Source organism: Heyndrickxia coagulans 36D1 (genome assembly GCF_000169195.2).
In the GTDB taxonomy this organism is placed as follows: domain Bacteria; phylum Bacillota; class Bacilli; order Bacillales; family Bacillaceae_C; genus Weizmannia; species Weizmannia faecalis.
On record NC_016023.1, the window covers coordinates 192,739 to 207,241 of the forward strand.

The window sequence follows — 14,503 nt, forward strand, 5'->3', positions numbered from 1 at the left end:
AGATTTCCATCTTATCCTACCATATTTTCCGGCCGGGTGGAAAAGTTTTTCACCAAAATTTAAAGCAAAAGTATAATTCAGGAAAAGTTGGCCATAATGATACCAGCAGCATCAAAAGATGTTGCTGCCAACCGCGGAGAAGACTTACGTTTCCCCATAAGTTCTTCCTCCGGTTTCTCCTCTCCCTTTGCCTTCTGTCCGGAATAAGGATATAGAAGGGCCCTGCAGTATTGGCTGCAGGGTTTTTTATTTTCCGCATTCTTGGCCGGGCACGTCGTTTCAAAAAGCCGGCCGGCATCTCCCCCGGTTTATTTTGCAGAAATACTTTCCGAATAAAAAGAAGTGCAGTAGAATAGAAGCAGCAAATTTGTTTGTAAGCGAGGAATGAAGATGCAACAAAGATTTATTGAACTAGGAAACGGATATACAGATTTATTTGAACTGATCGAACTGGCAAAAGCAAACCGGCACCGGCTGCACGGCATGCTTGCCCTTCATACCATCGTTGCGGATCAAGCTGTCACTTCGCCCGTGCTCATTTTAAAACCGACCGATCCGGGGGAATTTCAGGCGTTATACGTTTGCCTTGAAGGGATTCCGGATCCGAGGGTGCAGCCAAACAAACGGTACAGCCTGTTTGCCGAAACCGCAGCTGCTTTAGGAGCGGACATTGTGGAACTCGAAGTCCGGCCATCTTCGTCTTTTTCCGACAAAAACCTTTTTTATCAATATTTAATCGGCATATTAAGAATGAACCGGCTGATTCCGCCGCTGCAATAAATATTTCGGCCAGAGTGCAGCTGGATGTGCTTGATTTAAAATGCGCGGGACGGAGCTTCCGGGCAGCAACGCTTTTTTGGGCACGGCGGATTTGCGGTGATGCACACGCAGGGAATGCTAGCATGCAAACCCGGCGCCTTTATAGCCCTATTTTATAATCGTATTCTTTTGCTTTGTCCGGTTTTGCGTTTTCATATTCCGTTTTTAAAAACGGCTTCATGGAATAATCCACTTTCCTTACAAACGGAAGATTTTCAATTTTCGCTTTTACCTGCTCTATCTCTTTGCGGTCACAATAAAGGACGGCATACTTCATCCTTTTTGACGCATAATGGACATTGCCAAATCTTCGTAAATGTTTCGTATGCTTCATCTGATACAGCCAAATGATGAGGCCCTGCCGATCTGATAACATAGCGTTTCCCCTTCGTGCTTTTTTTAATGAGTGTACCATACCTTTTTTCACGGAACAATAAGGAAAGGCCGCGGATTGCGGCCTTATCACGATTTATGCGGAACAGCTGCAGCTGCCGCCGGTTCCGCAGCCGCCGGAACAAGAGGCATCAAAAAACGGATTTCCGGTCGGCACTTTTATATGTTCAGAAACAGATTTGCCAATCATCAGGCTGATTTGGTCGAGCAGATCCTGGAGGGCATTTTCCGCCCGCCTGAATCTTGCGACGTTCTCATCCAGATCCATTTCCCTCTTGGCTTCCCTTGTTTCTTTGTTGATGCGTTTATAATCAGGGTGATACCTGCCAAAGCGCTGGACTTCCTCAAACTGTTCTTTCAGGCGTGCAAATTTCCGGATTTTCTGCTGTGTGGCTGGATCATGATACATCCTGTTATAGCAGTCCCGGTAATTTTCGGCAATATCCGAGGCAATGACCATTTTCGCCAGTGCTTCAGCTTCAGACAAAATTTCCGCGCTTTCCAATGTTGCAAGCAAAAAGCTCACCTCCACATGATGATTTTACCATGTTTCCGCAAGCTTTGCGAATTTGCCCGATCAGCTGACAGAAATATAAAACTGTCTGTGAATGCCTAGGCGGGCGCCTGTGTTTTTGTCCACTACTTCGAGCTGCACTGTATGTACCCCTTTTTCAAGCCCTTTTACAACAAATGCAGCCGTATTGTACTCGCCTTTCCATACACCATCCACATAGACTTTGATTTTTGCCGGTTTGGCATGCCGGCTGCCTGAAAAGGTGACGCTTGGAATCATACATTCCACAAACAAATCCCGATCTTTTACAAAATACCGGACTGATGCCTGGTTTTCTGCCGCGGAAGCAGCATCCGCTTCCCGCTGCTCTTTACGCGGCATATGCCCGCTGCAGCCGGCAAACAGCAAACATACAGCAAGGAATCCTGCAGCCATCTTCATTTCGATCACTCCTTGCGGTTATTTTCCGCAAGAAAGCGCTGATTTACTCAAAAAAGGCAAATTTTTTCGGAAATCATCCTTGTTCATAGATGGACTGCACCATATGCATCATCATTTGTGCCATTTGCAACCCGTTTGCAAACTTTTCAACCCGCTGCGGGATCGTTTTCTGGTAATAATGGAGCGCGGCAATTTGAAATTGCTCCAGTTCCTCGGGATGCCTTGACAATTTCCGGTACCACGCCGGCTGCTCCCTTAAAAAAGTTTTCCATTCGTTCGACTGCCGGATGACTTCCATTACTTCGTTCCGCATATGTGCAGCCCCTCTCTAGTCTTTTCTGAATGAAAACGGGCCCTTCGGCTGGGGAGCCTGGGATTGTGGCGTCTGCCCCCCTGTAAACTGCGTGATCACATTTTGGACGGCGGCAATCGCTTCCGTCAAATGCTGCAGGTGGCCTTGGACCTGTGCTGGGTCCAGGTTCTCGAGCATCGCGCCGAGCTGGTTCAGCCAGCTGCTTCTCCCGCCCGTTTTTTCCTTCGTTTCACTGCCTTCTGCCGCGTATTTTTCCCAGACCGGGTCGTCTTCGCCCAGTATATACCATTCTTCAAAGAAATCCTGTAAAGACTTTTTTCCGCCCCGGACTTCTTTTAAAATCAAAGGATGGGTTTTTGTAAAAGCTTTAAACTTTTCTACGGAAGGATGCAATTTTTTCGTTCCCATTTCCGCTCACCCCGCGAGAAAACATTTTTTTCGAACGTTGGCTTTCTGTTACGTTCACATACCTTCCTCATATCCAGCATATGCCGGCAGTAAGCAGGTGTGAAGGTTTTCATTTCCCGTGAATTTTGATACGATATGGGTATGCTTTTAAAAAAACGCGTTAAAAGAGGTATCAGGAGATGAAAGAAGAAATACACCATACTTTTGAAAAAGTGGTCCAAGCGGCAACGGAAGAAGACTTAATCGTATTGCAGCAAATGTTAAATGGACTTTCCAATAAACAAGCCGGGAACGAACGTACATATTTCAAGGATCTCTTTTTGATGGAAGCGGACTTCGATGGGGAAGAATGCGAGGTGACCATTCCAGTTACGCCGTTACTCTACAATAACTTTTCCATCGTTCACGGCGGTGTAACGGCAACCCTGCTTGATACAGCAATGGGCGTGATGGCAAATCGCCTGTTGCCGGCGGGTCAGCAGGCTGTTACATCCAATCTCACCATTCATTATATTGCCCCGGGGACGGGAAGCCGCTTAAAAGCGAAGGCAAAGGTAATCCACCGCGGCACGCAAACGATGGTGCTGGAAGGAACTGCCTTTCGGGATGACGGGACAAAGATCGCCCATTGCACGGGTTCTTTTTTCATTTTGAAATGAGAAGCCGGAAATACCCTTTCAAAAGCCCCGGGCAGCCCGCCTGCCTTATATGCATACATCAGCCGGACCCCTCTCCAGCTTAGGCTGGAACGGTATCCGGCTATGGTGCCTTCATGAAATCCTGGGTATAGTATTTCTGGTACACCCCGACGCCAAGATGGGTGAAATCTTTCTCCAGCAATGTTTTCCGGTGGCCTTCTGAATTAAGCCATCCCTCCACAGCAGCCGGACCATCCGTATAGTGGGCGGCAATATTTTCCCCAGCCGCAGCATAAGAAACATGCCCATTCTTTAATCTTTCTTTTAAGTCTCCATATTTGGGGGAGACATGCGAAAAATAATGGTCGTCAGCCATGTCTTTGCTGTGATTGTACGCCACTTCGGAAAGAGCTGTATTCCAGGCCAGTTTTTTTAAACCGAATCGTGCCCTGACAATGTTTGTAAGGTCAAAAATTTGCCTGGCGTTCGCCTTTTCTACGTCAACCCATTTCGGATCATCCTCCGGAACGGATTCGGGCAGTTCTCCGTGGTACACCATTTCATATGGATGCAGCATCGTCAGTGTGTTTTTATCCATAAAACGGATAAACAGCAATTTGCCGCTGAACTTATCAAGCGCCAGCTGGGCATAGATATCCCCAAGACGGACAAGCGGGCGGATATTCAAATCTTCTTCCGACAATTCAAAGCGGTATGTGCCTTCATTTGTTTGCACCGTCATATCCGTATCCATTAAAATGGAACTGTAAATTTTTTCTACATTTTCTCCAATCTCAAACGGGGCTACGTCTAAACGGGTTCCGACAGCGTAAATGGTCGTAACCTTGCCATTTTTCACGCCGGCCTGAAAATAACCGGTCGATTTTTTCTTATAAATCCACCAATCATAACCATATGGAGACAGATCCACCCTTTGTGGTTTTCCGAAATGTGTGGTCAACGTTTTCACAGGTTTCCCGATATATACCGACATGCCATGATCCGGACGGCTGTACGTTTGATCCTTGCTGTGGTCATGAATGTCAGAACTGTTATCCATTTTCTTGTTAGAGGAATGGTTTTGCAGTACGCCGTTTTCAGGACGAAGCTGGACATAAAGTCCGATCAGAAATATGATCACAAGGATCGCGGCTGTTTTTAAAAAGGTACGCAGGTGACTTCACCTCTCTTGATGTTCCGTAAATTTTTTCTCCTTTAATTCATTTTATTATATATTTTACAGTTTTAAGCAGAAAAGCACCAATTTTTTCAATCACCTCCTCGAAGGGCAGCCGGTGCGGCCGGTTTTTTTGCGGGTATGAACATTTGCATTGCATAAATGTTTGTATTCAGATAAGATAAAATTGAAAGATTTTAATTGCGCGGACGGGAGGGGTATTTTTGCGGTTTGATGACACGGGTTTGGAAAATATGAAAGTGGATCTGACGCGGTTGGATGATGTAATGGAGCGGCACAAGATGGTACGTGCCGGGCAATGGGATTATGAACGCGTCACATATGATAGAAAATTTACGATTCAAGAAGGCACCTATTATCTTCGCGTGCAGGGAGTTGCAACCGAGGGGGATGTGGATTCGTTTGATGCCGTGATTCAGTTAAAGGCGCCTATTTTAGGAAAATATTATTATCCGCATGGTGTGGAGTACGGCGATGACGAGTATTTTCCGCATGATCTCGTCATGTATTGCAGAAAAATTTTGGAAGCGCTTAAAGAAGACTTGGTTGTATTTGCTGAATAAAATGCGCCGCTCCTGTGGCCCCTTAAAACGGCGGGCCATAGAGAGCGGCCTTTTTTAATGCTGTTCGATCAGCCTCCGCTGTTCTCCGGCAACCGGATTCTTTTCCGTGCTGCCATCTTCCTGTTCTGTCCTTGCCCATTGGAAAAAGATGCGGGCAAGCATGATGCCGTAGACGATTTCCTGCATGATTTTCATCACCACACCGCCAAGCTGCTGGTCCTGCAGTACAGGAAGCGGTGAGAAAAGCGCCGGGGAGCCGTAACGCGCCACTCCGGAGAGCATGTCAGCAGGCACACATAAATGCATGGACGAAAGCCACATCGTTCCGTCGGAAAAGCTCCTGTAAACCGGATGATTGGCGAACATGATTAAGGCGCATGCAGGGGTTAAAAGCATGGCGCTTGCAAATAAATAAGCGATTTTTTTCAGGCCACTCAGCGCATATTGCCCGGGCAATGGCGACAAAATCGGCCACCACATCGCTATGGCTAAAAGAAACAGCACAATGGTGTAGATGCTGTGGAGAAAAGGAGTGACCTTGACCTGATCGAAAACGGCCGGAATGTGGTACAGGGAAAAAATGATATTAAAGGTGATAACGGCAAGCACCGGATTTGTAAAGAATCGGACAATAGGCGCGACAACCGGAAGCTGCATCCCCTTTTCCAATATCCATACCGGCATCCCACGCAAAAACAGCGGCGCCACGATGAAAAAAAGGACAGACATTTGCAGCATATGGACGGAAAACAGGATATGCCCGATAAGATCGACAGGAGAGCCTTTGACGATGTAAAGCAATACCATCGCTGTACAAAAAGAAACAGACTGCACCGGACTCGGCGGCATTGCGTTCAAATAAGACCTTTTGCATAAGGACGCAAGCAGAAAATAAAGAAAAACAAACAGTAAGATCGTGATAAAAAAATAAGGGCTCCACAGTGCACGAAATCCGAATATTTCAAGCGGCACCATTACCACTCCTTTCCGCACCATTGCAAATCGATTTAAAGCGGGGGCGCCCAAGAAGCGCCCTCCGCTTTTCTTTGTCTAGCTGCGGCTCCTAGCCCCTCGGGTCGAATAACCCGTCCGTCCTGAAGCCAAGGCTTCATCCCGGCCGGAACATTCGCCTGTCGGGGCTAAGCAGTCGCCTCCGCTTTTCTTTGTCTAGCTCCGGGCGTTATCGGCTAGCGGATTTTCCGGCCTCTTCCCTACGATAAGTCAACATCGGCTCGTTCCTCGCCGTGTTTCCTTTATCTCAGTCAGAGGCCTAAAAAAATCCGTACGCCGATAATCAAACGCCCTCCGCTTTTCTATTCACCACCAGATGATGGTGAGGAATGCCAGGACTGTGACAAATGCGACGAGTGTGCCACCAAAGATGAAAAGTTTCGGGCCTTCATGGTGCTTATGGTTCATATGCATGAAATAAAACAGCTGAAACACGACCTGGATCGCAGCCAAAAGCAGGATAACCGGAATGGTAAACCATTTGGACAAATGGGCATGGACGGCCCAGAATGCAATAATGGTCAAAAACATCATCAAGATAAAACTGACGACCTGGTACTTCATTTCCTCCGCGCTTTTGCGGCGCCTGTATTCGTATTCAACATGGCGTCTGTCCATTTGTGCATTGTGTTCCATCTTATCCCACCATCCCCATCAAATATACAACCGTAAAGATAAACACCCAGACGACATCAATAAAGTGCCAATACAGGCTTGCTACATAAAATTTCGGCGCATTGTACAAATTCAATCCCCGTTTTGCGTTCCGTACCATCAGTGTGGTAATCCATAACAGCCCGAACGCCACGTGGCCCCCGTGGAACCCGACAAGCGTATAAAACGCGGAACCGAATGCGCTGCTTGTAAATGTATGATGGTATTCCGTCACATAATGATGGAATTCATAGACTTCAAGCCCAAGAAAACAAGCGCCAAGCAAAACGGTAATCAAAAACCAGGCCTGCATTTTTTTAAAAGCAAAATTTTTCATATGATAAATGGCATACACACTTGTAATGGAACTCGTTAACAGAAAAACCGTGGCCAAAAAGGTCAGCGGCAGTTCAAATAAGTCTTTTGCATGCACCATTGATGCCGGGCCCTTGTCTTTCAGCGCCAGGTAGGTTGCAAACAAAGAAGCAAAAAGGACCGTCTCGCCGCCTAAAAACAGCCAAAAACCGAGAAATTTATTCCTGCCTTCAAGCGTCGCCCGCTCCGGGGACTCTGGCCATGTTTTCGCCGTAAAATTTTGTTCTATTTCCATTACGCCCCGGCCCCCCTTTCTTCGCGTTCCATTAAGGCTTCCTTCTTAATATGGTACCCCGTATCATCTTTTACCGACCGGATCAGCATCGATGCAAAGGTAATCGCTAAGCCGATGACAAGGATCGCAATGCCAGCTTTGGTATGGTTTGGATGGTAAAGTGCACCAAAAGCGGCAATAAATAAGCCGAATGCCATAAAAAACGGCAAGATGGACGAGTTCGGCATATGGATGTCTTTGATCGGCTCTGCTGGTGTCACCTGTTTTTTCCCTTCCATTTTTTCGAGCCACCACGTGTCAATTCCCCTGACAAGCGGTGTTTGAGCAAAGTTGTATTCCGGCGGCGGAGAGGAAATCGACCATTCGAGCGTCCTGCCAAACTCCCACGGATCGTTTCCGACTTTCCGGTTCTGGACGGCCGTTACAACAATATTGGCCACGAGGATAAGCACACCTACCGCCATCAACACCGCGCCGGATGAACTGACGAGGTTATCCGTATCCCAGCCTTGATCCGGAAGATATGTCCACTGCCTTCTCGGCATCCCGAGCAATCCGAGCCAGTGCTGGATCATAAAGGTTAAATGGAAACCGATGAAAAATAGCCAGAATGTGATTTTCCCCATTGTCTCATTCAGCATCGTGCCGAACATTTTCGGCCAGTAATAATGCAGTGCCGCAAGCAACCCGAAAACAACACCGCCGACAATAACATAGTGGAAGTGGGCTACAACAAAATAGCTGTCATGATATTGGTAGTCAGCAGGTGCAGCCGCGAGCATCACCCCGGTAACACCGCCCAATGTAAAGGACGGGATGAAAGCAGCCGCATAAAGCATCGGCGTTGTAAACCGGATGCTCCCGCCCCACATCGTAAGCAGCCAGTTGAAAATTTTAATGCCCGTCGGCACCGCAATGGTCATTGTAGACACGGCAAAAATGGCGTTGGCTACATTGCCCAGGCCGGTTGTAAACATATGGTGGGCCCACACCATAAAGCCTAAAAACCCAATTAAAATAACGGCGAATACCATGGAAGAGTATCCGAATAATCGCTTTTTAGAAAAATGTGCAAAAATTTCAGAGAAAATGCCAAATGCCGGCAAAATTAAAATGTAGACTTCCGGATGCCCGAAAATCCAGAAAAGATGTTCCCAAATGATGGTATTTCCTCCGAAGGCCACGTCAAAAAATTTCGCACCGAACATCCGATCAAATGTTAGCAAGAACAAACCGGCTGTAAGTGGTGGAAACGCAAACAGAATAAGGGCGGACACAACGAAAGTCGTCCATGTGAACATCGGCATGCGCATGTACGTCATTCCCGGCGCCCGCATGTTCATAATCGTCACAAGGAAATTCACCCCAGCAATGAGCGTACCGAAACCTGAAACTTGCAACCCGAGTGAATAAAAATCAATCCCGTGTCCGCCAGATGCGAGGGACAGTGAAGCATAGGAAGTCCACCCCGCATCGGGCGCGCCCCCAAGAAACCAGGATAAATTCAAGAAAATACCGCCAAAGAAAAACAACCAGAACCCCAATGCATTTAAAAACGGAAAAGCCACATCACGGGCACCGATCTGAAGCGGGACAATCGCATTCATAAAACCAAACAAGAGCGGCATGGCCGCAAGAAAGATCATGGTCGTGCCGTGCATTGTCATGACTTGATTGTACGTATCCGCGCCGACAAAATGATTGTTCGGCACCGCCAGCTGTATGCGGATCATCAGCGCTTCAATCCCGCCGATGACAAAAAACAATCCCCCTGTAATCAAATACAAAATGCCGATTTTTTTATGATCCACTGTTGTGAGATATTCATAGACAGTGGCGCCAAAACCTGCCTTTTTTGTTCCTACGCTCACTTTAACCTCCCCTTTGCTTTCGAATATCCCCTTTGTTTTATTCACCAGCTTTCAATTGCATCAAATAAGCCGCAAGTGCATCGATTTGCCGGTCGGAAAGCTTATCCCCGAAGGCGGGCATTTTTGTCCCCGGCTTATATTTCTCCGGGTCTTTTAACCAGTTTTTGAGATTGGCCTCATCATGATCCAAAATGCCGGCGACCTTTTCCCTTTCGCCAAAGGTTGCCAGATTAGGAGCTGTCCGTGCCTGTTCCGGGCGTGTGTCATTCGGCGTAACCGCGTGGCAGCTGATGCAGCTTTTTTTGAATACATCCTGCCCTTCCTGTGCGAGAGCGGACGCCGGTTTTGTTTCTTTTGCATTTTTCATATTGCTGATCCACGCCTTAAACTCATCCTGTGGCACCGCTTTCACGCGGAAGTCCATTAAGGCATGGGAAGGGCCGCATAATTCGGCGCATTTTCCATAAAACACATTTCCGGCATCCTCTGCCTTCTGATCATCAATTTCAAGCCAGAATTTGTTGATATTATCTGTGTTGGCATCCATTTTCCCGCCAACGGACGGTATCCAAAATGAGTGTTTCACATCTGAGGCTTTAACTTGGAAGTAGACTTTCTGGTTTGTTGGGACAACGAGTTCCTGGCTTGTCACCACACCGTAACCCGGGTATTCAAATTCCCACCAATAAAGGCTGGCGCGAACTTTAACGATAAGCGCTCCCTGCTTGGCATCCTTTTTCTTATCCATCGCTTTCGTATCTCCGAGGCTGAAGACCTGACTGATGGTCGGAATGGCAATTAAAATCAATAAAACAATCGGAATAATGGTCCATAAGATTTCAAGCTTATGATTCCCCGGCACCTGTTTTGGAATGGATTCGTCCCCTTTTTTCCGCCTGAACCGTATGAGAACGGTAAGGAAAACGGCGAATACGACAACCATGACGAACACCATAATCCAAACGCTCCACATCATCAAATCATACTGCTTCCGGGCCACTTCGCCGGCAGGATCAAGCGCCGACAAATATGGCTTGCCACAGCCCGAAAGCGCGGCCATAAACAAAGTGACAATAAAAAGCAAACTCCCCTTTTGCAGCCGCTGTTTCATCGCTCTACCAATCCCCTCTTTCCTGTATCTTTCTGTCAGAACAAGGATGCAATCTATTGGATTTCTTTTGCAAGAAAGAACTCCCTTTAGAAAAGCGTAGCGATTACCATTGCTACAAACAAGATCGTTAAATAGTTCAGCGAATAAATGAACATCCATTTCGCCCATTTTAAATCATTCTTCATTTTAAAACCGGACAGGCTTAATGCCAGCCAGCCCAGATTAAACAATGTCGCAAGGATGATAAAACCAATGCCGAGCGGTTTCAGGAAAAACGGCACCGGAATAAGCAATGCCACCCATATGAGCATATGCCATTTCGTGATTTGAAATCCTTTGACAGCCGGAAGCATCGGAATGCCCGCTGCCTTGTATTCTTCGCATTTTTTCATCGCAATCGCATAAAAATGCGGTGGTTGCCAGATAAACATAAGCAAAAACAGCATCCATGGCACAATCCCGAGATGCGGGTCAACAGCCGCCCAGCCGATCAGCGGGGGAACAGCGCCGGCAAAACTGCCGATCACGGTATTGCTGACAAGGGTTCGTTTTGACCACATTGTATACAGCACGACATAGCTGAATACGCCAAACAGCCCGATCAACCCCGCCATTGGAGTGGTCATAAACAATAGCAGTGTGCCGAGTGCCACAAATCCCAGGCCAATTGTAAGCACTTTCGCGTTTGAAAATCTGCCTGTAACCGTTGGCCTGAAGTTTTTGCTTTTCATAATGACATCAATATCCCGGTCATACCAGTTGTTCAGGCTGCACGACCCGGCGACAATCAGTGCAGTTCCCGCCATCGCAAGAACCATAATGTCCAGTGACTGCAAAAAATGCCTGTTTGTCAATTCCAAAGCAAGCCACATTCCGGTAAATGCTGTAATTAAATTTGAGTTTACAATTCCAATTTTAATCAAGGATAAGAAATCTTTCAACGCAGAAGCGTCTGCAGCTTTTACCCTTGTTGTTGTATCCATCGTCCGACTATCTGCCACGATAGTCCCTCCTTCCAATTTTTCAAAACCGTTCAAAAAAAATGGCCTGACACGTTGTCGGCGGATTCCTTTTGTAAATGTTTTTACACTGCCAATAAGGAAAACGGTATACTACAACTATAATCCATCTTTTCCTTTTTGGCTATTAATCAAAACTGTATGTAACGATATCGTCATACTAAGATCATTTATAAGTTTCCCAACATGTAAATATGCGGAATTCCGAAATATACCTGCCTATATTATATTTAATCATAAATTACCGCGAAGGTGTGATATTTTCGACACATTTTTATGGCAAATTTGTGTCATGGGAAATAAATATTTTTCCTTCAGACTGTTTTACGATAAGATGATAGTTGGAAGCACCTTGCCGAACGGATTTTCTACTATATGAACGGTTGCAATGATGTGGGACTGTATGTTGCATTCGTGGCTTGTGATACATGTTTACAAATGAGATTAAAGAAGGTGGAACAATTGCGCACAACTTTAAAATGGCTCGGAGTAGTGACAACTTTATCGATGATGGTGGTTTTAATCGGCGGGGCACTTGTCACCAATACCGGTTCAAGCCTTGGCTGCGGCCGCCAATGGCCGCTTTGTAACGGCAAAATTTTTCCTGATCCGCTCACTGTCGAGTCGCTGATTGAGTGGCTGCACAGGTTTTGCACGGGCATCGCATCGTTTCTTGTCTTTGCGCTTGCCATTTGGTCATGGTTTGCAATCGGCCATAAAAGAGAAACGAAATTTTTATCCATTATTTCCGTCATTTTTCTGCTTCTGCAGGCATTGCTCGGTATGGCGGCAGTCGTCTGGGGTTCATCCGATCTTGTGATGGCACTTCATTTCGGCGTTTCGCTCATTTCGTTTGCGTCCGTGCTGATGCTAACGCTGATGGTTTTTGAATGGGACCAGAAATTTGACGCAGGCAGGCTTGTCCTTGAAAAAAGCATGAAATGGCATACGATCGGCGTGACCGTTTACAGCTTTATCGTCGTTTATACGGGCGCGCTTGTCCGCCATATGAATGCAAGCCTTGTTTGCCGGGATTTCCCGCTTTGTGTGAACGGTGACCCTTCCTTGCCCGCAAACCGGTTCGAATGGGTGCAGATGGGGCACCGAACGGCGGCACTCCTTATCTTTGTCTGGATTGCTTATATCACCTTTAGAGCCGTAAGACATTATCAAAACCAGCGCGTTATTTACTGGGGATGGATCATTGCGTTCGTGCTTGTCTGCCTGCAGGCTATTTCAGGCGCCATGGTTGTTTTTTCGAGGATGAATCTTACTTTCACCCTCCTGCACGCATTTTTCATTTCCTGCCTGTTCGGCCTGTTGTGTTATTTGAACCTCGTTGTCGGGCGAGTGAAACAGTTTGCCAAAAGCAAAGACAGCCTCCCGCTAAAAAAAGCCCGGGTTCGCTGAGTTTGGAAAAACCAATGGTACCGCATGTTGCGGCTTGGTGCAAAATAAGGCAGCAAAGGGCTTACGTAAGATAGGCGGAAAAGGCGCAAGGCATAAAACCTTGCGCCTTTTTATTTTATCCTCTGCTTTCACTCTGCCGAGCACCCGTTTTTAAACGTTACGGCCTTGAGTAGACCTGATACGGCCTCCGGTTTGCTCCGCCCGCTTCCTGCGGCTTTTCCTGTTTGTGTTTATACTTTTCCTCATACTTTGTAAACATGCCCACATTGACCAGAATGCCGAGGGAAAGGGACAAAATCAGAAGCGATGAACCGCCGTAGCTGATAAACGGTAGTGTCACCCCCGTAATTGGAATCAGGCCGCAGACGCCGCCCAGATTGATAAATGTCTGGATGGCAATCATGCCGGAAATTCCGATCGCAAGCAGGCTCCCGAACTGGTCTTTTGAATGGATGCCGATATATATGCCGCGCAGCACAATGTAGCAAAGCCCGCCGATCACAAACAGGACGCCAAAAGCCCCGAGTTCTTCAGCAATAATGGCCATAATAAAGTCGGTGTGGGGCTCTGGAAGATAACCGAGCTTTTGAATGCTTTCCCCGAGCCCCTGCCCTTTCAGCCCGCCTGACCCGATCGCAATATAGGAGTTTACGAGCTGAAGACCTTCCCCGCCTTCGTTCTGAAAAGGATTCAAATAGCCTGTAAACCGTGCGATCTTAACCGGCGTAAAGATTTTGTCCTTTTCCAGAAAAAGAAACGGCGACAACAGAACGGCAAATAGAAGCCCGAGCCCTGCCAGCTTCAGCATGGTTTTCAGGCGCATGCCGGATGCAACGATGATCGTGCAGCCAATCCCAAAAATGATGGTCGCCGTCCCGATATCCGGCTGGATCGCAACCAGGAAACAAACAACGATAAGAAAGATAAGCGGCGGGACAACCCCTTTGTTAAAGATGTCAATGTATGCCTGTTTCTTGGCATAAACGGCGGACAGATAAATAATAATCGCAACTTTCACAAATTCCGACGGCTGCACGGAACTGGAACCGAGCCGGAACCAGCTTTGCGCGTTATTCGACGTATGGCCGAAAATAAACAGTGCCAAAAGCCCGAACATCGACCCGCACATCAGCACTGCAAGGAATTTTTTGCTCGCGTATAGTTTATACGGGAGAAAAGCCGTAACGGTAAACGCAAGGAGCGCAAGGGCCAAATTGATTTTCTGCTTGTTGTAAAAATAGGCGCTGTCCAGCCCGTAACGCTGCACTGCAATCACCATGCTGGAACTGTAAATCATTACCAAACCGAATAAGCAAAGAAGCAGGTAGACAACGATGACCGAGTAGTCGAATGATTTTAAGATTTTTTTCAGCATAGGAACCTTCCAATCCGTAAAAACTGCAACATTCATGATAAAAAATATTCTACCGTTTTAAAAAAACTCCTGCCGTTATTTTTAAATTATAACATCTTTTTCGCCGGCCGCCATTGCCTGACCCTTATTCAAAAAATAAAAAACTCAAACAACCG

General features: G+C 46.8%; 17 protein-coding genes. 4 read left to right on the forward strand and 13 right to left on the reverse strand.

Annotated features, from left to right (window positions below; translation table 11 throughout):
- The first annotated feature begins 390 nt into the window (after nt 1–390).
- Nucleotides 391–780, forward strand: a complete 390-nt coding sequence (locus BCOA_RS18135) for a DUF7147 family protein (protein WP_014095581.1) — start codon at nt 391–393, stop codon at nt 778–780.
- A gap of 139 nt (nt 781–919) precedes the next feature.
- Here BCOA_RS18135 and BCOA_RS18140 read toward each other — a convergent pair whose 3' ends face one another.
- The 5 genes from BCOA_RS18140 to BCOA_RS18160 all read right to left on the reverse strand — a co-directional run bounded on the left by BCOA_RS18140 (nt 920) and on the right by BCOA_RS18160 (nt 2,888).
- The gene (locus BCOA_RS18140) at nt 920–1,195 is read right to left on the reverse strand and encodes a YlbG family protein (protein ID WP_014095582.1); all 276 of its coding nucleotides are present in this window, start codon (nt 1,193–1,195) and stop codon (nt 920–922) included.
- Nucleotides 1,196–1,288: 93 nt separating this feature from the next.
- Entirely contained in the window at nt 1,289–1,729 is a 441-nt protein-coding gene (locus BCOA_RS18145) for a YlbF family regulator (protein ID WP_014095583.1), read from the reverse strand.
- A gap of 60 nt (nt 1,730–1,789) precedes the next feature.
- Nucleotides 1,790–2,167 carry a hypothetical protein gene (locus BCOA_RS18150; protein ID WP_014095584.1) on the reverse strand — a complete coding sequence of 126 codons (378 nt, stop codon included), beginning with the start codon at nt 2,165–2,167 and terminating at the stop codon, nt 1,790–1,792.
- A gap of 73 nt (nt 2,168–2,240) precedes the next feature.
- Nucleotides 2,241–2,480, reverse strand: a complete 240-nt coding sequence (locus BCOA_RS18155) for a YlbE-like family protein (RefSeq protein WP_014095585.1) — start codon at nt 2,478–2,480, stop codon at nt 2,241–2,243.
- A 15-nt stretch (nt 2,481–2,495) separates the two neighbouring features.
- Nucleotides 2,496–2,888: a YlbD family protein gene (locus BCOA_RS18160; RefSeq protein ID WP_014095586.1), complete on the reverse strand. Its 393-nt coding sequence runs from the start codon at nt 2,886–2,888 to the stop codon at nt 2,496–2,498.
- A gap of 179 nt (nt 2,889–3,067) precedes the next feature.
- Here BCOA_RS18160 and BCOA_RS18165 point away from each other — a divergent pair, with 179 nt between their 5' ends.
- Nucleotides 3,068–3,547 carry a PaaI family thioesterase gene (locus tag BCOA_RS18165; protein WP_014095587.1) on the forward strand — a complete coding sequence of 160 codons (480 nt, stop codon included), beginning with the start codon at nt 3,068–3,070 and terminating at the stop codon, nt 3,545–3,547.
- A 100-nt stretch (nt 3,548–3,647) separates the two neighbouring features.
- Here the strand turns inward: BCOA_RS18165 and BCOA_RS18170 are convergent, their stop codons facing one another.
- Nucleotides 3,648–4,667 (reverse strand): CAP domain-containing protein, encoded by a 1,020-nt coding sequence (locus BCOA_RS18170; protein ID WP_014095588.1) that lies wholly within the window; start codon nt 4,665–4,667, stop codon nt 3,648–3,650.
- Between the two features lie 260 nt (nt 4,668–4,927).
- Between BCOA_RS18170 and BCOA_RS18175 the strand changes: the two genes are divergently transcribed.
- Entirely contained in the window at nt 4,928–5,287 is a 360-nt protein-coding gene (locus tag BCOA_RS18175) for a YugN family protein (RefSeq protein ID WP_014095589.1), read from the forward strand.
- A 54-nt stretch (nt 5,288–5,341) separates the two neighbouring features.
- Here the strand turns inward: BCOA_RS18175 and ctaG are convergent, their stop codons facing one another.
- The 6 genes from ctaG to cyoE form a co-directional block, all read right to left on the reverse strand.
- A complete protein-coding gene (ctaG, locus tag BCOA_RS18180) occupies nt 5,342–6,313 on the reverse strand; it encodes a cytochrome c oxidase assembly factor CtaG (RefSeq protein WP_014095590.1) in 972 nt (323 codons plus the stop codon).
- 291 nt (nt 6,314–6,604) lie between these two features.
- On the reverse strand, nt 6,605–6,934 hold the full coding sequence (gene ctaF / locus BCOA_RS18185; protein WP_014095591.1) for a cytochrome c oxidase subunit IVB: 330 nt from the start codon (nt 6,932–6,934) through the stop codon (nt 6,605–6,607).
- A gap of 1 nt (nt 6,935) precedes the next feature.
- Entirely contained in the window at nt 6,936–7,562 is a 627-nt protein-coding gene (locus BCOA_RS18190; RefSeq protein WP_014095592.1) for a cytochrome (ubi)quinol oxidase subunit III, read from the reverse strand.
- Nucleotides 7,562–9,433, reverse strand: a complete 1,872-nt coding sequence (gene ctaD / locus BCOA_RS18195) for a cytochrome c oxidase subunit I (RefSeq protein ID WP_014095593.1) — start codon at nt 9,431–9,433, stop codon at nt 7,562–7,564. Before ctaD ends, BCOA_RS18190 begins: the two co-directional genes overlap by 1 nt.
- A gap of 37 nt (nt 9,434–9,470) precedes the next feature.
- Complete coding sequence (gene coxB, locus BCOA_RS18200) at nt 9,471–10,544, reverse strand: cytochrome c oxidase subunit II (protein ID WP_014095594.1); 1,074 nt, start codon at nt 10,542–10,544, stop codon at nt 9,471–9,473.
- A gap of 86 nt (nt 10,545–10,630) precedes the next feature.
- Nucleotides 10,631–11,545 (reverse strand): heme o synthase, encoded by a 915-nt coding sequence (cyoE, locus tag BCOA_RS18205; protein WP_014095595.1) that lies wholly within the window; start codon nt 11,543–11,545, stop codon nt 10,631–10,633.
- Between the two features lie 480 nt (nt 11,546–12,025).
- Between cyoE and BCOA_RS18210 the strand changes: the two genes are divergently transcribed.
- Nucleotides 12,026–12,973 carry a COX15/CtaA family protein gene (locus tag BCOA_RS18210; protein WP_014095596.1) on the forward strand — a complete coding sequence of 316 codons (948 nt, stop codon included), beginning with the start codon at nt 12,026–12,028 and terminating at the stop codon, nt 12,971–12,973.
- 157 nt (nt 12,974–13,130) lie between these two features.
- On the opposite strand, the gene BCOA_RS18215 is transcribed toward BCOA_RS18210, so the two are convergent.
- On the reverse strand, nt 13,131–14,348 hold the full coding sequence (locus BCOA_RS18215; RefSeq protein ID WP_014095597.1) for an FtsW/RodA/SpoVE family cell cycle protein: 1,218 nt from the start codon (nt 14,346–14,348) through the stop codon (nt 13,131–13,133).
- Nucleotides 14,349–14,503 lie beyond the last annotated feature (155 nt).

What these genes read in the sequence shown, in the direction of transcription:
- BCOA_RS18135 (WP_014095581.1), top strand. Translation starts at nt 391, where the DNA reads ATGCAACAAAGATTTATTGAACTAGGAAACGGATATACAGATTTATTT.
- BCOA_RS18140 (WP_014095582.1), bottom strand. Translation starts at nt 1,195, where the DNA reads ATGTTATCAGATCGGCAGGGCCTCATCATTTGGCTGTATCAGATGAAG.
- BCOA_RS18150 (WP_014095584.1), bottom strand. Translation starts at nt 2,167, where the DNA reads ATGAAGATGGCTGCAGGATTCCTTGCTGTATGTTTGCTGTTTGCCGGC.
- BCOA_RS18155 (WP_014095585.1), bottom strand. Translation starts at nt 2,480, where the DNA reads ATGCGGAACGAAGTAATGGAAGTCATCCGGCAGTCGAACGAATGGAAA.
- BCOA_RS18160 (WP_014095586.1), bottom strand. Translation starts at nt 2,888, where the DNA reads ATGGGAACGAAAAAATTGCATCCTTCCGTAGAAAAGTTTAAAGCTTTT.
- BCOA_RS18165 (WP_014095587.1), top strand. Translation starts at nt 3,068, where the DNA reads ATGAAAGAAGAAATACACCATACTTTTGAAAAAGTGGTCCAAGCGGCA.
- ctaF (WP_014095591.1), bottom strand. Translation starts at nt 6,934, where the DNA reads ATGGAACACAATGCACAAATGGACAGACGCCATGTTGAATACGAATAC.
- BCOA_RS18190 (WP_014095592.1), bottom strand. Translation starts at nt 7,562, where the DNA reads ATGGAAATAGAACAAAATTTTACGGCGAAAACATGGCCAGAGTCCCCG.
- coxB (WP_014095594.1), bottom strand. Translation starts at nt 10,544, where the DNA reads ATGAAACAGCGGCTGCAAAAGGGGAGTTTGCTTTTTATTGTCACTTTG.
- BCOA_RS18215 (WP_014095597.1), bottom strand. Translation starts at nt 14,348, where the DNA reads ATGCTGAAAAAAATCTTAAAATCATTCGACTACTCGGTCATCGTTGTC.